The following is a 16,775-nucleotide window of genomic DNA, read 5'->3' as shown; positions in this document are numbered from 1 at the left end:
ATGGTATCACTCAAGAAATTCCGCCACACCGGCGCATCTTTTTCTGACCTCATGCCCTACGCGGGTCTTGTCGATAACGGCATCATGTTGCTCAAGGACGGCTCGCTGATGGCGGGCTGGTATTTTGCTGGCCCCGACAGCGAAAGCTCGACCGATTTCGAGCGCAACGAAGTTTCGCGCGGCATTAATTCCATTCTTTCGCGCCTGGGTACGGGCTGGATGATCCAAGTTGAGGCCGTGCGGGTGCCCACCACGGATTATCCGACCAAGGATCGATCCCATTTCCCCGACAAGGTGAGCGCGCTCATTGATGATGAGCGCCGGCAGCGTTTCGAGGCGGCGGAAGGCCACTTTGAAAGCCAGCACGCCATCATCCTGACCTATCGCGAACCGGATGGGCGCAAGTCCGGTCTGGTGAAATACATCTACGCGGACCCGGAATCCCGCACTACCAGCAATGCCGACCGCATCCTTGAGTATTTCAAAAACTCGATCCGCGAGTTCGAGCAATACATGGGCAATCTGGTCTCGATCCGCCGCATGGTCACTGAGGAAGTGCCTGATCGCGGCGGTTATCGCGTTGCGAAATACGACGATCTTTTCCAGTTCGTGCGGTTCTGCCTTGTGGGCGAGAACCACCCTGTTCGCCTGCCCGAGATACCGATGTATCTCGACTATCTGGCGACGGCCGAGTTTCACCATGGCCTCTCTCCCATGGTGGACGGGCGCTATATGCAGATCGTCGCCATCGACGGTTTTCCGGCCGAAAGCTATCCCGGCATTCTCAACGTGCTGGATCTCATGCCGCTGACCTATCGTTGGTCGAGCCGATTCATGTTCATGGACCCGCTTGAGGCCACGCAGCGACTTGAGCGCACGCGCAAGAAGTGGATTCAGAAGGTTCGACCCTTCACCGACCAGCTTTTCAAGACCAATAGCGGATCGGTGAACCAAGACGCCCTGCTGATGGTGGGCGAGGCAGAGGACGCTATTGCAGCGGCCAATTCCCAGCTCGTTGCCTATGGCTATTATACGCCGGTCATCGTCCTGTTCGGTGATGATGATGCCAAACTGCGCAAGCAAGCCGAGTTTGTGCGTCGCCTCGTCCAGTCGGAAGGTTTCGGCGCCAGGATCGAAACCCTCAATTCGACGGAAGCCTTTTTGGGCAGTCTACCGGGGAACTGGTATGCGAATATCCGCGAACCGCTGATCCACACGCGCAATCTGGCGGATTTGGTTCCGCTTAATTCGGTATGGTCCGGCGAGCCGAACAACCCGAACCCGTTCTACCCCGAAAACTCGCCGCCGCTGATGCTGGTGGCGTCAGGTTCGACGCCGTTCCGGCTCAATCTGCATGTTGGCGACTTGGGCCACACGCTGATTTTCGGGCCGACCGGCTCGGGTAAGTCAACCTTGCTGGCGCTGATCGCGGCGCAGTTCCGCCGATACGACAAGGGCCAAGTCTTCGCTTTCGACAAGGGCCGCTCGATGTACCCGCTCACGCGGGCAGTCGCCGGCGACTTCTACGATGTGGGGGCGAGCGAAACGCTTGCGTTCTGCCCGCTGAGTGAGCTTGAAACCGACTCTGACCGGGCCTGGGCATCCGAATGGATTGAAACCCTGATCGTCATGTCGGGCGAGACGGTAACGCCTGACCATCGCAATGCGATCGCTCACCAGATCGATCTCATGTCGAAGTCGCAGCGCCGCTCGATTTCCGATTTCGTGTCGGGCGTCCAGTTGAAGTCTATCAAGGAAGCATTGCGCCACTACACGGTGGATGGCCCGATGGGCAATCTGCTCGATGCCGAGACGGACAACCTCAACCTCTCGAATTTCCAGACCTTCGAAATTGACGAGCTGATGAACATGGGCGAGCGCAACCTTGTCCCGGTTCTGCTCTATTTATTCCGCCGCATCGAAAAGCGCCTGACCGGCCAGCCCAGCCTTATCATTCTCGATGAAGCTTGGATCATGCTCGGCCATCCGGCCTTTCGCGACAAGATCCGCGAATGGCTCAAAACCTTGCGCCGCGCCAATTGCGCGGTCGTACTGGCAACGCAGTCGATCTCGGACGCCGACAATTCCGGCATCATGGACGTTCTCAAGGAATCTTGCCCGACCAAGATTTGCCTGCCGAATGGCGCGGCACGCGAGAGCGGCACCCGTGATTTCTATGAGCGGATCGGCTTCAACGATCGCCAGATTGAAATCGTCGCGACCGCCACGCCCAAGCGGGAATACTACGTGGTTTCGCCCGATGGCCGGCGCCTTTTTGACATGGCTCTTGGCCCTATCACCCTGTCCTTCGTCGGCGTGTCCGGCAAGGAAGACCTCAAGCGCATCAACGAACTGTACGACCAGCATGGTGATGACTGGCCGCGTCATTGGCTTCAAATGAGAGGAATCGAAAATGCAGCGCAGCTCTTTGCTTCGTAATGCAATTGTCGGCCTGTTGCTGGCCGTAAGCCCTACGGCCGTTCAGGCCGGGGCAGCGGCTGGTGGCTCCACCGAGTGGACCCAGCTGCTCAACAATGCCCAGCTGCTCGAACAGTCGGGGCAGGGGGTGCAATCGCTCGCCAACGAGGCGCAGCAGATTGCCCACCAGGTCACACAGATTCAGAACCAGCTCGACCAGTACCGGACGATGTTGCAGAACCTCGAAAAGCTCCCCGACAACATCTGGGGCGAGGCAATGAACGATCTCAACCGCCTGCGCCAGCTGACCCAGCAAGGTGATGGCATCGCCTTCTCGATGGGTGGCTTGGACGATGTTCTGAAACAGCGCTTTCCCAGCTTTGAGGACTTCGCTTCCGGCGTCCAGGGCGGCGAAAACTATTCCGAACAATACGGCAAGTGGTCACAGACCAACCGCGACACGATCGGCGGCACGCTCGCTCAGGCGGGCATGACGGCCCAGCAGTTCGATACCGAACAGAACACGATGCGTCAGCTTCAGCAGCAGTCGCAGTCATCAGTGGGCCAGATGCAGGCTTTGCAGGTCGGCCACTCGATCGCCAGCCAGCAGGTCGACCAGATGCAAAAGCTTCGTGCTTTGATCGCCCAGCAGTCCACGATGATGGGGACTTGGTACCAGTCTGAACAGGCGGCCAAGGATCTCGCCCAGCAGCGTAGAGAAACGTTCTTTGACAGCAATAAGCCGTCAACGAGCGGCGGGCAGGACATGGAAGTGCGGTTCTGATGCAGATCAAACTCCCCCTCCTGATTGTCCTTCTCGTGATCGTTGCTGCGGCGGGCGGAGGTATCTCCTACTTTTTTGTCACGAACCAAGAGGCGTCGGCACCAGCCGACGCCGAGCAACCGTCGCGGAATGTATTCGCGCCGCGAGATCCGCTCCCGACTACGGGCGGGCAGGAAATGCAACCAAGGTTCTAAGGATCACACCATGCGCGGGGCGACGGTTTTAGGATTGGCGGTATTCGCCATCGCTGCATTCGGCTTGACCGATGCGGCATTTGCTCAGGACGGTAGCGTTCTCACGACGCTTGAAAACTCCATGTCTAACGCCGCCAAAACATGGGAAACGCGCCTTCTTCAAGGCGCTACTTCCCTGTTCTGGATCTTGGCCGGTATTGAGATCGGCATCGCCGCTGTATGGCTCGCGATCGCTGCTCCATCACTCGATACATGGGTTGCGGAAATCATCCGCCGCGTGTTGTTCATTGGCTTCTTCCTGTTCCTGTTGCAGACAGGGCCGGAGTTCGCGAAAGCCATGGTTTCCAGTCTTTTCCAGATTGGATCTGGCAGCGCAGGGTCCGCCTCCCCCGCCAATACCTTCAACGCCGGCATCAATGTGGCAAGCGAGCTTTCGAACCACATCAAGGTCGGTTTGTTTGAAGACAATGTTGGCGCGATCGCGGCGGTTTTTGCCTGCATCCTCGTCATCGTCAGCTTTTCCTTGGTCGCAGCTATCTTCGTTTCCGTGCTGGTGGAAATGTACGTGGGCCTGCTGGCCGGCATGATTATGCTCGGCCTTGGCGGGTCCAGCTTCACTAAGGATTTCGCCATCAAGTACCTCGTCTATGCGTTCTCGGTGGGCATGAAGCTCATGGCTCTTGTCATGATCGCGGCTATCGGTTCCGAGACGCTGATTTCGTTCTCGCAGGCTCCGCCTGCAGGCGAACAACAGTGGCTTAGCTCGATCATCGTCGGCGGCCTTTCAGTCGTTGTTTTTATTATCGCAATGTACGTGCCGAACATCATCCAAGGTGTCGTCCAGGGCGTCTCAGTGTCGAACGGCATGGAGGCGATCAGATCCGGCGCGCAGGTCACAGCTTTTGCGGCATCAACCGCGGCTGGCGTTGGCGCGGGCTTCGCGGCGGCAGGTGCAGCGAAAGCGGCCGGTTCGGGCCTCATGGGTCAAGTAGCTGCGGGAATGAAGGGTGGCGGGAGCGCCTTGGCCGGAACGGCGGCGAAAGCCGCCATGGGATCGCACGGTTCTGACGTAGGCGGCTCATCGCGATCGATGGGCCTGCGAAACAATAAGACAAAATCATAAGCGGCATGGCCCGCGCATCTTAAAAGGCAGGATTTTAGGCCATGGCCAAAAAACTAAAGCATTTGGAGAACCCGTACCTTGCGGCTCGCCATGAGTGGAATGAGCGAATGGGCGGCGCGGGCCGCGCCGCTAAAGCGTGGATGACGGTCGGCTCTGTCGCTCTCGTGCTGGCGACCATCACCACCGGGTTTTCGCTGTATCAGGCAACACAGGTCAAACTTGTCCCTTACATTGTGGAGGTCGATACCCTCGGCAATTCGGTTTCTGGCGGCTTTCCTGCCCAGATCGAGTATGCGGACGAGCGCGTCGTTCGCAACATGATCGGCCAGTGGGTGACGAACTTCCGCTCGATCACGCCGGATAATGTGGTCCAGAAGGGCTATATCGACCGCACCTATGCACTGCTGCGGCGCACGGACCCATCGACCGAGAAGGTCAACAACTGGTTCCGCAACAATTCGCCTTTTGATCGCGCTCGCACGATCACGGTTTCGGTTGAAATCAACAACATCGTCGCCCTCTCAAACCAGTCCTACCAGATCGATTGGACCGAGATTGAACGCGACCGTTCCGGCAAAGAATTGCGAACCCGCCGTTGGCGCGGAGTTGCCACCGTTACCCTATCGCCACCCCAGGACGAGGCTATCATTCGTCTGAATCCAATCGGTCTTTACCTCAAAGACTTCGATTGGACGGCCCAACTTTAATACGCTCGCGGAGAGACTGATGTTCAACATTGTGAAATTGCGTGCGAGCGTTGCTGCCGCGCTGATCTTGTCCACCGTCGCGCCCTCGTTGGGCCAGACAGCCGACTATAACGCCCAGCGGGGAACCCAGCTTTCGGGTCAATGGCAGGGTGCCGGCGCTGTGATGACGCGCGGGCCGGACGGCCAGGTTATCTATCTTTTTGGCGAGACGCAGCCGACGGTTGTTTGCGCGCCATTGCAGCTTTGCGAAGTTCAGTTGCAGCCCGGCGAAGCCGTGCGCGACGTGCTGGTAGGCGACACCGTTCGTTGGCAGGTGGAGCCGGCCTCTTCCGGCTCGCCGGAAGGCCAGCGTATCAGCCTGATCGTCAAGCCCGCCGAAGCGGGCCTTAAGACGTCCATGGTCGTCACGACCTCGCGCCGCACCTATCATATCAATCTGGAATCCCACGGCTCGCGCTACATGGCGCGTGTGGCCTTCAACTACCCGGAAGACGTTCGCCAGCAGCTTGCGGCCGTCAATCAACAGATTTCGGACAGCATCATTCCCGGCGCTGGCGTTCCTGCCGAAAATCTGAGTTTCAATTTTTCCATGTCGGGCTCTGCTCGCTGGAAGCCAACCCGCATCTATACGGACGGCACCAAGACATACATTCAGTTCCCCGGCCACCTCGGGAGCGGTGATGCCCCGGTCCTCTATGTCGTCTCAGGCGGGCAAAACCAGATCGTCAACTACCGGCTGAACAACAACATGATGGTGGTCGATTACCTGATCGACCGTGCCATCCTGATTTCTGGCGTCGGTGGTCAGCAGCAGAAAATCACCATCAACAGGAGGGGTTAACCGATGCTGGTAAACTCCAAAATTTCGCGCATTGCAGCCGTCGCCTTCGTCTCGCTCTCTCTGGCAGCCTGCACCACGACAGGCGGCTACTTCTCGCCGCAGGCCAGCATGGACGCCGCAAAACTTGACGCGACCTCGGCAGAAGGCGTAGCCGCCGACATGGTTGCACGGCTCGCGGAGCATGTTGGCCCAGGTACAGGCACGATCGCTCTCAAGAGCGACAACAGCGCCTTTGCGACGGCTTTCGACAAGCATCTGCGTAGCTGGGGTTATGCGGTCGATCCGGCCGCCACCGGCGCCGGCGCGATCCCGTTGGCCTACACGGTTGATACGGCTGACGGTCAGGTGCTTGCGCGGATCTCGACATCGAGCGTCGAGCTGGCCCGCTCCTATCAGGCGACGACGACTGGCGCCGTGCCGTCCAGTCCGCTTTCCGTGATGAAGCGCGGCGAAACGTAAGAGGGCTGGGATATGAGTTCTATCGATTTAGGATCAGCCGGGGATAATGAGGGGGAACCGAAAATCCGCCGCCTCAACCGGCTCCCCATCATCATATTCATCAGCATCATCGTCATCCTCGTTGTGGTCGTAATCTGGGGCATGTCCCAGCGCGGCCTCATGGGTGGCGGCGGCGCGCAGCCAGAGGAAAGTACCGGCCAGCCAGCATCGGATTTCGCGGACGAGCTGACGCGCAATATCAGCGACGGGGTGAATGAACCGCCCCGGCAAGATCCGCTGATTATCACGCCCGGTACGGGAGCGATGGAAAGTCCCGAAGGGATAAATCCATTTCAGCCAGGGTCACGGCCCAACACACAGCAGCCGGCACAACAACAGCAGGTTTCGACACTCGAGCCAGAAGCGGACTGGCGCGAACGCCTCATGCGCGAGCATGAGGAAAACCTTTTGCGTGAGCAAAACCGCCAGCAACTTGCGGCTTTGCAGGCAAACACCAATGCCCGCAACAGCCCAATGGCGATTGACGTTGGCAGTGTGACCCAGCAGCAGGGCGGCGGGCAACAGGGTCAAGGGCAGGGGCAGGGCACCGGTGCAGGTGGACAGCAGGGCGGCTATGCTGACCTGCTTTCGGCCGCGATGCGCGCAGCTGGCGGCGGGCCGGGCGGTGCGGGGGGCATGGCCGATCCGAACAATCAGCAAGGCAAAATCTCGTTCCTTAATCAGGACATTGCTGACGCCGGCTATTTGCCGAATCAAGTTGTTCCGCAGCTTTCGCCATTCGAGCTAAAGCGCGGCTCGATGATCCCTGCCACCCTCATTACCGGCATAAACTCCGACCTTCCCGGCCGGATCACCGGCCAGGTCCGTCAACATGTCTATGATAGCGCGACAGGCCATCGGCTGTTGATCCCGCAGGGAACAAAGCTATTTGGCCGTTACGATTCAGAGGTTTCCTTTGGGCAAAAGCGGGTGTTGGTCGTATGGACCGATATCATCTTCCCCAATGGCTCGACCTTGCAAATCGGCGGCATGGCTGGCGTGGACACGCAGGGCTATGGCGGTTTCAACGACAAGGTGGACAACCATTTCTGGCGCATATGGGGGAATGCCATCCTCGTCGCAGCGATCGGAACGGGCATCGACATGGCAATGCCCGAAAGCAATCGGAACGCTTTCGGCGTGACACAGCAAGATCCTACTGACGCGGCCCGCCGCAACTTTGCTGAGACTTTCGGCCGTGTGGCGGATCGCACCATCGACCGGAACATGAATATCCAGCCGACGCTGGAAATTCGGCCGGGGTACAATTTCAATATCCTCGTGGATCAGGACATTGTTTTTCCCGGCGCCTATCAAACCGGCTATGTGGAGAGATAAATGCCCATACTTTCGAGAAGGGGCCTGACGCTCCCGTTGATCCTTGGCGTAGCCGCTCTTTTGAGCGGCTGCGTTTTGCCTGAACAGCTCGACGCCGACATAGTGATGAAGGGTTACAGCTATGACGCTGCCCTTGAGGGCCGTCTTGCTGAACCGCGCACAGTGGGCGCGATCGCCAAGGGTCAAGCAATACCGCCAAACCATGATGCAGACTTGAAAAAGCAAGAGGCCGGAGGATTGGCGCTCCCCGGCATGACGCGCTTCGCCTATGTGGGCGAGGGCCGTTATGACTTCGCCATGAAGGTCAATGGGGAGTTGACGGAAGCCGCACCGGTCGTCGGCTTCCCCGACGCGCGGGGCAGCAACAACAATTTTCTCACGATCCGTCGCCAGCAAGACGGTGCGGTTGTGATTTCATCGCCGGAAGTGCCGGCGCAAGCCTTGGCCGATCTGAACGAGGTTGGCCTTCGCGCCAGCGGCAAGATCAGCATCGAGTTCGACGGCAAGGTGATTGAGAGCAACGCCGACGATCAACCAGCTAACGGGCCGCATGTCTGGAATCGGACAACATGGGAGGATCGGGTGTTCCTGAAATTCGATCCCAATGGCAGCTAATGACTATCGTTCCGACCGGCTTGCACGTCCTCAAGGTCGTGCGGATCGGCCGTCGCCAAAATACCAGCGTTATCGCTGTCGCCGCTGATAAGAGCGGCCAGGAGCTGCGCGGCGTGAATGGAGAGGTCCATCGACCTTCCTGTTCACGCCGGATTCTGCAATCTCAGATCATCGTGCCGGCGAACATTTCTGCGCCCTGGGCTGAAAATCGGGAGCATCTTTGGACGCTCGCGGAAGAGGCCGAAAAGCGGTCAGATGCCAATCTGGCGACCCTCTGGGAGGGGCACTTGCCGTCTGCCCTGCAGAACGATCAATGCGAACGGCTGGCGTCGGCGTTCGGTCAGTTCTTGGCCGACTATCTCGGCTCGGCCGTCGATCTGTCCATCCAGTCGGCCGATGCTGACGAACCGACCGCAAAGCTCTTCGCACTGTGTAGCGCCCGTGAAATCCTGCCGTCCGGATTCGGGGATAAGAACCGGTTCGGCCTGTCGATGGCGCAGCGCATGAAGCGCGGTTTCCCGACCTCGCATCAAACCGAATTGCTGGAACTGCGCGCGGCATGGGCCACGCTCTGCGACGCGGCGTTAAACAGCCACTGAGAACCCTATGCAGTTTGCTCTATCAAACCGGGAAATCCCGCTGATACAGGGCTTTCCAAACAAAGGCGTTTACGCCCTCGTGTTTGCTCAAGGCAGCATAATTAGCGGCCATTGGTTCAATGACATGGCCGAGTTTACGCAAAGCCGGGGCTGGCTAAAGCGGACCTATACCGAGGCCCAGCACTTCATCATCACCGAGTTTGATGGTCGATGGTTCGATCTTTTGTGGATCGAATCGGATCTTGCGCCGCTGATTTGATCGAGGTGCAGCTTATGGGTGCTTGATTTTCGGCATCGCTTATGTTCCCTATTTGTTCCTTTCGCTCAACACCGGTGAAAGGAGTTTTCTTGAATGCTGGCGAGCCTGAAAATTGAGGCGGAGATTTCCGTTCCTCTCATGCTGCATGGGCTCTGCGCCGGTTTTCCGTCGCCTGCTGATGACTATATCGAAGAGGCAATCGACCTCTCGCGCCTGCTGATCCTTAATCCGCCGGCGACGTTCTTGTGGCGCGTGGACGGTCACTCCATGCGTGATGCCGGAATCTTCCATGGCGATCTGCTGGTTGTCGACCGCAGTTTGACGCCGATGGACGGCGATATTGTTGTGGCGATTGTGCACGGCGAGCGATCCCTAAAGCGGCTTAGCCTCCACGGCGGCCGCGCGCGACTACTGTTCGAAAACCGGGACATGCCGCTTTTCAGCCTTCCCGAAATTGCGGAAGTCGAAATCTGGGGTGTGGCAACGTCGAATATCCACTGGTTGCGAGACAGGAAGCGGCGATGAAGTCGTTTGCACTGGTCGACGGCAACAGCTTCTATTGCTCTTGCGAAAGGGTGTTCGCGCCCAAGCTGGCGCTGCGACCGGTCATTGTCCTGTCGAATAATGATGGCTGTGCCGTTGCCAGGACCGCCGAAGCCAAGGCCCTCGGCATTGGTATGGGCGAACCGTTCTTCAAAATTCGCGATCTTTGCCGCGACAATGGTGTGGCGGTTTTTTCGAGCAACTATGCGCTTTATGGCGACATGAGCGCGAGGCTCAATACCATTTATCGGCAATGGGCTCCGGACGTCGAGATATACTCCATCGATGAAAGCTTTCTTGATGTGGCCCATGTTCGTCCGCGCGATCGGCGCACCTTCGGCCTCGATCTGCGCTCTACGGTGCATAAGTGGACCGGAATACCGACCTGCGTTGGCATTGCGCCGACGAAGACGCTCGCCAAATTCGCCAATCACGTCGCCAAAAAGAATGCCGACCTGGGAGGCGTCTGCGACCTAACCGATGATGCGGTTCGGGCCGAATGGCTCGATCGGATCGAGGTAGGCGAGGTCTGGGGTGTGGGCAGAGCTTCCCAGGCCAAACTTTTCGAGCTCGGCATCAAGACTGCCGGCGACCTGTCCCGGCTCAATGCTCGACTGGCGCGAAACCTTCTGAGCGTCGTCGGAGAGCGAACCGTTTTAGAGCTTCAGGGGATTTCCTGCATGGCGCTAGAAGATGTGCCGCCGCAACGAAGGGGATGCGCGGTCACGCGGTCTTTCGGAACGCCTGTCACCGACTTGGCAGGTATGCTCGAAGCGGTCGCGTCCTATGCCACGAGGGCAGGGGAGAAGTTGCGGCGCCATGGACTGGAAGCCTCCCACCTGGCCGTGTTCATGCACACGTCTCGATTCAACGAGCGAGATCCAACGCACTCGGCGCAAACGACCATCGATCTGCCGGAAGCGTCGGCAGACACGTTCGATCTGATCCGCGCCGCGCAACGCGGCGTGCGTAAGATCTTCAAGGATGGCTTTCGATATTCCAAGGCCGGCATCATCATGGACGATCTGATCCCGGCGCGATCAGCGCCGCGGCCGCTATTTGATGCGCGCGATCGAGAAAATTCCGACCGTCTCATGTCCGCCCTCGATGCTGTGAACGCGAAATTCGGCCGCGGCACGTTGGTGGCGGCTGCTGTCGGTATTAAAAAGGAATGGCAAGCCAAGTTCGACAGGCGCTCGCCCAGGTACACGACGCGCATTGACGAGTTGCCCATTGTCCGGACAGCCAGCTATGACCACAATGCGGGCAGGTAGAAGCAAGGGAAAGCGCCGTTGGCAAAAGCAATGGGTTGGTCAGCGTTCGTGGATGAATACGGCTTCAATCACCGCCGTATTGAACTGATCCACATGTTGCAAGCTGAGCTGGCCGTTATCGCTGCCAAGGGATGGACCTACCGCGCTTATATCTTCGGCTCATTCGTCAAAGAGCCGCTAAAAGCGGTCCCCGGTGACATAGACGTTCTGCTTTCAATATCCCAGCCGTTCGGCGCGGAACGCTGGTATCAGGCGGGAAAAGCCGATCTCCACATCACGCAGATCGTCATGTCTGCCGACCCTTCTACGCCGGCGACGCTTAGAGCCGGAAAGACCGCTCAAGAGATGATCGCGGTCTTCAACGAAGGGTGCCGGCTGACCTGGGAAGAGGCTCGCATTGACGGGGACGGGTCTGATCTTGTCGAAGTCATTTAGGAGGCAAGCATTGTCGGACCCTGCAGAAATCATGAAGCTGCTGGCTCGGTTCACCGGACCTGACCTCACACGCACGCTTTCTGGCATCGAGGGCACTGTTCGCGGCGTGACGGCCGACCAATGTAATGCCTTTTTGGAAAAATCCGGGGCAGGGCGCGAAGTTTTGTCCGCGGCCGCCGAAATGAAGAGGCTGGCCGGTCAGATCAACGTCACCATCCATGCACTCGGAATCCTGCTATGCCTGCCGCATATTCTTGAGCCAGGCGAAGAGGTTCAATCCGTCTCGCTAGGCGCGGGCAACACCGGCCGCGATTTTGATCTTGAGACAAATTATCGGGTAGCCGAGTTCAAATTCATCCGCTGGCGTGGCGGCGCTGAATCGATCCGGCAAAACGGCATCTTCAAAGATTACCTGATGCTGGCCGAGTACGAGACGGACAAGCGCAAATACCTGTATCTTCTGGGGCTGGAACACGCGCTAAAGTTCTTCAGAGGGGGACGGGCGATTTCCAGCGTCTTGAGCCGCAATGGGAAAGTTTCTGAGCTGTTTGTCGACCGCTATGGCGACCAGTTCCGGACAGTGAAGGACTATTTCGCCGTTCATGGTGATGCCGTCCGCATTGAGGATGTTTCGCCCTGGCTCTCCGAGTTGGCGGGCGAGCTCGTTTCCGAACCCGATCCGGAAGACGAGGGCATTTAGAGTATGAGCTTAGGTGTATGGGAATATTCGGTATTAGGTCTGATCGCCTGGGGCGGCTTGCTCGGCAAGCAAATCGTTCAAGGTCGGACCACTCAGCCGATACTCGCGGTGACAATCTCGGCGCTTTGTGCCGGCGTTATTACCGTTGCGATTGCCTTGCTTGACTACACCGCTCATCACGCTCTTGGCATGATGGGTGTGAGATAACCCAGAGCTCCACCGATAGCTAGCGATGTTGCAGGTTTCGGGATTTTTGCGACTAGAATTCAGGGATATTTATGCGAGAAATCGTCTTTGCTATCACTGCCTTAATCTTCTTTTCCGTCGTAGGAAACGCAGGCGCGCAGCCGTGGCAAAGCGCCGATCCTGCGTCGTCCCGATGGTCTGTCGAGAAGCTGAACGCGGCGCAGGACTATGCCACCAGCCTGAAACCCACGGCCGTCGTGGTTGTGCAATACGGCAAGGTGATCGCCAGTTGGGGCGACGTGTCCCGCGAGGTGAATGTCGCTTCCGTTCGTAAGAGCCTGTTGAGCGCGCTTTACGGCATCGCGGTTTCGGAGGGTCGGATCAGTCTCGCCAGCACCCTTGCCGATCTCGGCATTGACGATAAGGCCCCGGTTCTCACGGCGACCGAGAAGTTGGCGACCGTGCGCGATCTGCTCATGGCCCAATCCGGCATCTATCATCCTGCCGCGTACGAAACCGGCGACATGCGGCGGAACAGGCCCGAGCGCGGCAGTCACGCCCCCGGCACCTTCTGGTGGTATAATAACTGGGATTTCAATGCGCTTGGCACAATCTATCGGCAACAGACCGGGGAGGACATTTTCCGCAGCTTCGCGCTGCGGATCGCCGCGCCGATCGGTATGGAGGATTTTTCGTCGCAGGATGGTCGGTATATCGCCGAACGTCAGTCGGAGCACCCGGCTTATCCGTTCAGCCTCAGTGCGAGAGACGCGGCCCGTTTCGGCCAGCTCTTTCTAGATGGCGGTCGGTGGAACGGTCAGCAGATCATTCCAGCCTCATGGGTGAAAGAGTCCACGACCGCCTATTCTGCCACCGATCGCGGCAGCATGGGATACGGATATCTTTGGTGGACGTTGAACCGCGATGTATTCGGCCCCGGTGCGGCAATGGCATCCGGTTATGGCGGTCAGGCAATTGCCATTGTGCCGTCAAAGCATCTGGTGGTCGTGCAAACTGTGGACCCTGCTCAAAACGCGAAGGGCATCCGGACAAGTAATTTCGTCAAGCTGTTACAGCAGCTCGCGACCGCTGCGCCGTGACCTATGCTGACCGGCACAGCGATCGCGAGGGATCGCGCTTCATCAAAACCTATCCATTACTCGCAAGCACGAAGCAGGCATAGGAGTGGCTCTTGAGCTCCCTGCAGGCTGATAAGGCCGTAGCCTTGCTATCGAAGCCAGTAAACCGTGCGCGATAGAGCGTGTCAGAGCGGCTTGTGATCTTCTGCGTATAGGGGGCTATCTCACCATATCTGCCGAGAGCGTCCGCCTTTGCCTTGGCAAGCAGGTTCTGGGCGGCTGCATCGGAGTCAGATGCGGCGATCTGGATTTCCCATCCGGTACGCTCACTTATGACTGGCGTCGCTACGGATGCGGGAATGGAGTTCGTAATGTCAGCGCTCACCGAGGCGACCTCAATCGAGTTAGTTCGATCAGCAGGGACCGGCAGGGGAATGCTGTCTTGCGCTAACTCGAAATCCGTCATGACCGAAGCGCGAGCGATCGTCGCGCCGCTCCGGACCGAGGCAGCCGGAACGGCTTTGTTCAGAAGAGCAGCCATGCGGTCATCCCGGCTTCTAGCTGTTTTGCCACCGAGGATGACGCCGACCACATGCCGGCCATTGTCGTTTACGGCGCTAACGAGATTGAAGCCTGACGCATTGGTGTAGCCGGTTTTAATGCCGTCCATACCTTTGTAGCGGTACATTAGATTATTGTGCCCAACGATTTTGCGGGTCCTGAACACGAAGGAGCGTGTGGAAAAGAGAGCATATTCCTTCGGGTAGTCCCGCATCAAAGCTATAGCGAGCGTTGCCATATCCCGCGCGGTCGTTACCTGTCGTCCGTCGGGCAGGCCCGACGCGTTGCGGAATGTGGTACGGCTCATGCCAAGCTGACGGGCCTTGCGCGTCATAACGCCCGCAAATTGTTCCTCGGATCCCCCAAGGTGGTCTCCCATGGCTTCTGCCGCGTCATTTGCGGATTTCACGATCATTCCGAGGACCGCTTCACGCACTGTGAATGTCTTGCCGGCGGCTACTCCGAGTTTTGTCGGGATGGTGTTGGCCCCGTTCTTGGTCATGGTGATAGGCTGATCCCACGCCAAACGGCCAGCGTGCAGTGCCTCGAACGTCAGATAGAGCGTCATCATCTTTGTGAGGGAGGCAGGATGGTTCACAACATCTGCGTTGTCAGCGCTCAGTATATTCCCGGTATTCGCATCGACGATGAGGTGGGCGTAGCCCGCATAAGCTTGAGCAGCGTAAGCCGAAATATTCAGAGAGACCGCCAGTGCTACTTTGATAAGGAACTTTTTTTGAAGTCTGCGGAATCTAATGTGAATCATTTGCGCCACCCCAGTTGCCGATTGCCATAGTGGGCGCATTATTAGTGCCGTATTTACGCAACAAGAATGATAAAATTTTACGATTTGGTTTTACGCTTAAAAAATCATGAACCCCTTCGGTCACGCTATTTTAAGACCAACCAGGTCCCATATCGTGATCTTGGCAACATAAGCACCAAGCAGAATCATGCGCTTATTCAGTATCATTGTTGCGAGCCTAGCCATTTCGCTTTTTCCAGAAGCGGCTAACGCTCAATCGTCTCGACAGCAATTCACCGTACCAACAGCAAGAGGCGGGGTTTTGGTCGAACGCTTCGGAAATTGTGCAAATGCAACCTGCCCGGCCGTTCTGATCTTGAGCGGCAGCAGAGGTTTTGGAGCGCCCGTGTATGACAAAATCGGGCAGACGTTCCAGGCAGCGGGCTTGAATGCCTATCTCGTTCATGTCCTGTCGGCGGCCGACCTCGACGCCATCGTCACAGCGGGCAGCGCGCGGGCACGCATTGCCTATTATGCGCAGCGGTTGCCGGACTGGATTTCCGCCGTTCATGGCGTAGCCACCTATCTCGACGGTCAATCACGCCACGGCGGAAAGGTCGGAGTTCTCGGAATCTCCCTTGGCGCGCAAATAGCTTCAGCCGCTACGGTTGGACAGGCCGACGTTGACGCCTTGGTGCTGGTCGATGGTGGTTTCCCGAACGGCTATGCGCAACCTGTCCGCTCGTTGCCACCTCTGCATTTGATTTGGGGCAGCTCCGACCAGACTTTCCCCTTGTCGATCGGCCGGGAGCTGCAACAGATGGCGCAGCAGCTTGGCGGACCTGTTTCCCTTGATGTTTACGAGGGCGGCGGACACGACTTTTTCTTGAAAGCGGGAACTAGGAACGCCAGCGCAGCGCACCGGAGCGCGGCCGATTTTCTTACATCACACTTGTCGCGCTAATCCTGACATTTGCGACAGGGTTGGTTTGATGAACGGTTTACTAACGCCAAGTCCCTAATACCAAGGCAAAGATTCAATGTAGAGGCGTCATGATCAAGGTGTTCCGTCTTCCAGCACTAATCTTCTCAATCCTAGTCGCCTTCTCAAGCGCTGCCCATGCGCAGGAATGCACCCTAATAGTTGATGCTCAAACAGGTACGACCATCGAGGAAACGGGAGCGTGCGACGATCGATATACGGCGGCCTCGACGTTCAAGATCGCACTCGCTCTCATGGGTTATGATGCTGGAATCTTGACGGACGCTCACAGCCCTCTGTGGAACTGGCAGGAAGGAATGCGGGCACCGGCGCGAGACAAGAAGCCGGTCGATCCTACCATTTGGCAAGCCGACTCCGTGCTCTGGTACTCCCGCGAAGTCGCCCGCAACCTAGGTGCGCAACGCTTCTCGTCCTATGTCGACAACTTTAACTACGGTAATATGGATGTTTCCGGCGAACCGGGAAAAGACAATGGTCTATCGCATGCGTGGATCGCGTCATTGATGATCTCGCCCCGCGAGCAGACGGCGTTCATCCGCCGCATGTTGGCCCACGAATTGCCCGTCTCTCGGGCCGCAATTGAGCAGACAATGACGATCGTGCCGATGTTCAGCACACAATCGGGCTGGCGTGTCCACGGAAAGACCGGGAGCGGTTGGACGCGTAATGCAGGTGGTCAGATTCAGCGTAGCCGCCCTGAGGGGTGGTTTGTCGGCTGGGCTGAGCGCCAAGGTCGCATGTTGGTGTTCGCAAGGCTGGGAATCGGCACCGTAGAAGGCCGACAAGGGTTGATAGAGCAGCGGCTGATCCAGCCTTTTGCCTGGCAAACCCATAAAATATACAGTTAAATCAATGGTTTAGTTCCATAATATA

20 protein-coding genes are annotated in these 16,775 nt (G+C 57.8%); 19 read left to right on the top strand and 1 reads right to left on the bottom strand.

What is annotated here, in order from left to right; genetic code table 11:
• From ACRQ1B_RS28550 to ACRQ1B_RS28470, 17 genes are all read left to right on the top strand, one after another.
• Positions 1–2,439: a conjugal transfer protein TrbE gene (locus tag ACRQ1B_RS28550; RefSeq protein WP_432297691.1), complete on the top strand. Its 2,439-nt coding sequence runs from the start codon at positions 1–3 to the stop codon at positions 2,437–2,439.
• The gene (gene trbJ / locus ACRQ1B_RS28545) at positions 2,414–3,202 is read left to right on the top strand and encodes a P-type conjugative transfer protein TrbJ (protein WP_432297689.1); all 789 of its coding nucleotides are present in this window, start codon (positions 2,414–2,416) and stop codon (positions 3,200–3,202) included. Before ACRQ1B_RS28550 ends, trbJ begins: the two co-directional genes overlap by 26 nt.
• Complete coding sequence (locus ACRQ1B_RS28540; RefSeq protein ID WP_432297687.1) at positions 3,202–3,396, top strand: DUF2749 domain-containing protein; 195 nt, start codon at positions 3,202–3,204, stop codon at positions 3,394–3,396. The genes trbJ and ACRQ1B_RS28540 overlap by 1 nt, the downstream gene beginning before the upstream one ends.
• A 10-nt stretch (positions 3,397–3,406) precedes the next feature.
• Positions 3,407–4,519 carry a P-type conjugative transfer protein TrbL gene (gene trbL / locus ACRQ1B_RS28535; RefSeq protein ID WP_432297685.1) on the top strand — a complete coding sequence of 371 codons (1,113 nt, stop codon included), beginning with the start codon at positions 3,407–3,409 and terminating at the stop codon, positions 4,517–4,519.
• A gap of 41 nt (positions 4,520–4,560) precedes the next feature.
• Complete coding sequence (gene trbF, locus ACRQ1B_RS28530; protein ID WP_432297684.1) at positions 4,561–5,226, top strand: conjugal transfer protein TrbF; 666 nt, start codon at positions 4,561–4,563, stop codon at positions 5,224–5,226.
• Between the two features lie 19 nt (positions 5,227–5,245).
• Positions 5,246–6,067, top strand: a complete 822-nt coding sequence (trbG, locus tag ACRQ1B_RS28525; protein WP_432297682.1) for a P-type conjugative transfer protein TrbG — start codon at positions 5,246–5,248, stop codon at positions 6,065–6,067.
• 3 nt (positions 6,068–6,070) lie between these two features.
• Positions 6,071–6,526, top strand: coding sequence for a conjugal transfer protein TrbH (gene trbH / locus ACRQ1B_RS28520; protein WP_432297680.1), 456 nt, complete (start codon positions 6,071–6,073; stop codon positions 6,524–6,526).
• Positions 6,527–6,538: 12 nt separating this feature from the next.
• A complete protein-coding gene (trbI, locus tag ACRQ1B_RS28515) occupies positions 6,539–7,903 on the top strand; it encodes an IncP-type conjugal transfer protein TrbI (RefSeq protein ID WP_432297679.1) in 1,365 nt (454 codons plus the stop codon).
• Complete coding sequence (locus ACRQ1B_RS28510) at positions 7,904–8,518, top strand: hypothetical protein (RefSeq protein ID WP_432297677.1); 615 nt, start codon at positions 7,904–7,906, stop codon at positions 8,516–8,518.
• Positions 8,518–9,117 (top strand): MobA/MobL family protein, encoded by a 600-nt coding sequence (locus tag ACRQ1B_RS28505; protein ID WP_432297676.1) that lies wholly within the window; start codon positions 8,518–8,520, stop codon positions 9,115–9,117. The genes ACRQ1B_RS28510 and ACRQ1B_RS28505 overlap by 1 nt, the downstream gene beginning before the upstream one ends.
• A 7-nt stretch (positions 9,118–9,124) precedes the next feature.
• Positions 9,125–9,376 carry a hypothetical protein gene (locus ACRQ1B_RS28500; RefSeq protein WP_432297675.1) on the top strand — a complete coding sequence of 84 codons (252 nt, stop codon included), beginning with the start codon at positions 9,125–9,127 and terminating at the stop codon, positions 9,374–9,376.
• A 93-nt stretch (positions 9,377–9,469) separates the two neighbouring features.
• A complete protein-coding gene (locus ACRQ1B_RS28495) occupies positions 9,470–9,901 on the top strand; it encodes a LexA family protein (RefSeq protein ID WP_432297674.1) in 432 nt (143 codons plus the stop codon).
• Positions 9,898–11,193: a Y-family DNA polymerase gene (locus ACRQ1B_RS28490; protein WP_432297672.1), complete on the top strand. Its 1,296-nt coding sequence runs from the start codon at positions 9,898–9,900 to the stop codon at positions 11,191–11,193. The genes ACRQ1B_RS28495 and ACRQ1B_RS28490 overlap by 4 nt, the downstream gene beginning before the upstream one ends.
• An 18-nt stretch (positions 11,194–11,211) precedes the next feature.
• A complete protein-coding gene (locus tag ACRQ1B_RS28485; protein WP_432297671.1) occupies positions 11,212–11,628 on the top strand; it encodes a DUF6932 family protein in 417 nt (138 codons plus the stop codon).
• A gap of 10 nt (positions 11,629–11,638) precedes the next feature.
• Positions 11,639–12,328, top strand: a complete 690-nt coding sequence (locus ACRQ1B_RS28480; RefSeq protein WP_432297670.1) for a hypothetical protein — start codon at positions 11,639–11,641, stop codon at positions 12,326–12,328.
• 3 nt (positions 12,329–12,331) lie between these two features.
• On the top strand, positions 12,332–12,535 hold the full coding sequence (locus tag ACRQ1B_RS28475; RefSeq protein WP_432297669.1) for a hypothetical protein: 204 nt from the start codon (positions 12,332–12,334) through the stop codon (positions 12,533–12,535).
• Between the two features lie 71 nt (positions 12,536–12,606).
• On the top strand, positions 12,607–13,614 hold the full coding sequence (locus ACRQ1B_RS28470) for a serine hydrolase domain-containing protein (protein ID WP_432297667.1): 1,008 nt from the start codon (positions 12,607–12,609) through the stop codon (positions 13,612–13,614).
• A 49-nt stretch (positions 13,615–13,663) separates the two neighbouring features.
• Here the strand turns inward: ACRQ1B_RS28470 and ACRQ1B_RS28465 are convergent, their stop codons facing one another.
• Positions 13,664–14,920, bottom strand: a complete 1,257-nt coding sequence (locus ACRQ1B_RS28465) for a serine hydrolase (RefSeq protein ID WP_432297666.1) — start codon at positions 14,918–14,920, stop codon at positions 13,664–13,666.
• Between the two features lie 385 nt (positions 14,921–15,305).
• Between ACRQ1B_RS28465 and ACRQ1B_RS28460 the strand changes: the two genes are divergently transcribed.
• Complete coding sequence (locus ACRQ1B_RS28460) at positions 15,306–15,863, top strand: alpha/beta hydrolase (protein ID WP_432297664.1); 558 nt, start codon at positions 15,306–15,308, stop codon at positions 15,861–15,863.
• Between the two features lie 89 nt (positions 15,864–15,952).
• Positions 15,953–16,750: a class D beta-lactamase gene (blaOXA, locus tag ACRQ1B_RS28455; RefSeq protein ID WP_432297663.1), complete on the top strand. Its 798-nt coding sequence runs from the start codon at positions 15,953–15,955 to the stop codon at positions 16,748–16,750.
• Positions 16,751–16,775: the final 25 nt, after the last annotated feature.

This window comes from Endobacterium panacihumi, assembly GCF_050847465.1.
Taxonomy (GTDB): Bacteria; Pseudomonadota; Alphaproteobacteria; order Rhizobiales; family Rhizobiaceae; genus Neorhizobium; species Neorhizobium panacihumi.
Note: the sequence above shows the minus strand (reverse complement) of the source record. Positions and strands in the feature narration are given on the sequence as shown.

Bases quoted from the DNA above. Each gene is read 5' to 3' on its own strand.
- ACRQ1B_RS28540 (WP_432297687.1), top strand. From the start codon at position 3,202: ATGCAGATCAAACTCCCCCTCCTGATTGTCCTTCTCGTGATCGTTGCT.
- ACRQ1B_RS28505 (WP_432297676.1), top strand. From the start codon at position 8,518: ATGACTATCGTTCCGACCGGCTTGCACGTCCTCAAGGTCGTGCGGATC.
- ACRQ1B_RS28495 (WP_432297674.1), top strand. From the start codon at position 9,470: ATGCTGGCGAGCCTGAAAATTGAGGCGGAGATTTCCGTTCCTCTCATG.
- ACRQ1B_RS28465 (WP_432297666.1), bottom strand. From the start codon at position 14,920: ATGATTCACATTAGATTCCGCAGACTTCAAAAAAAGTTCCTTATCAAA.
- trbH (WP_432297680.1), top strand. From the start codon at position 6,071: ATGCTGGTAAACTCCAAAATTTCGCGCATTGCAGCCGTCGCCTTCGTC.
- trbG (WP_432297682.1), top strand. From the start codon at position 5,246: ATGTTCAACATTGTGAAATTGCGTGCGAGCGTTGCTGCCGCGCTGATC.
- trbF (WP_432297684.1), top strand. From the start codon at position 4,561: ATGGCCAAAAAACTAAAGCATTTGGAGAACCCGTACCTTGCGGCTCGC.
- trbI (WP_432297679.1), top strand. From the start codon at position 6,539: ATGAGTTCTATCGATTTAGGATCAGCCGGGGATAATGAGGGGGAACCG.
- ACRQ1B_RS28470 (WP_432297667.1), top strand. From the start codon at position 12,607: ATGCGAGAAATCGTCTTTGCTATCACTGCCTTAATCTTCTTTTCCGTC.
- ACRQ1B_RS28500 (WP_432297675.1), top strand. From the start codon at position 9,125: ATGCAGTTTGCTCTATCAAACCGGGAAATCCCGCTGATACAGGGCTTT.
- ACRQ1B_RS28510 (WP_432297677.1), top strand. From the start codon at position 7,904: ATGCCCATACTTTCGAGAAGGGGCCTGACGCTCCCGTTGATCCTTGGC.
- trbL (WP_432297685.1), top strand. From the start codon at position 3,407: ATGCGCGGGGCGACGGTTTTAGGATTGGCGGTATTCGCCATCGCTGCA.
- blaOXA (WP_432297663.1), top strand. From the start codon at position 15,953: ATGATCAAGGTGTTCCGTCTTCCAGCACTAATCTTCTCAATCCTAGTC.
- ACRQ1B_RS28550 (WP_432297691.1), top strand. From the start codon at position 1: ATGGTATCACTCAAGAAATTCCGCCACACCGGCGCATCTTTTTCTGAC.
- ACRQ1B_RS28475 (WP_432297669.1), top strand. From the start codon at position 12,332: ATGAGCTTAGGTGTATGGGAATATTCGGTATTAGGTCTGATCGCCTGG.
- ACRQ1B_RS28490 (WP_432297672.1), top strand. From the start codon at position 9,898: ATGAAGTCGTTTGCACTGGTCGACGGCAACAGCTTCTATTGCTCTTGC.
- trbJ (WP_432297689.1), top strand. From the start codon at position 2,414: ATGCAGCGCAGCTCTTTGCTTCGTAATGCAATTGTCGGCCTGTTGCTG.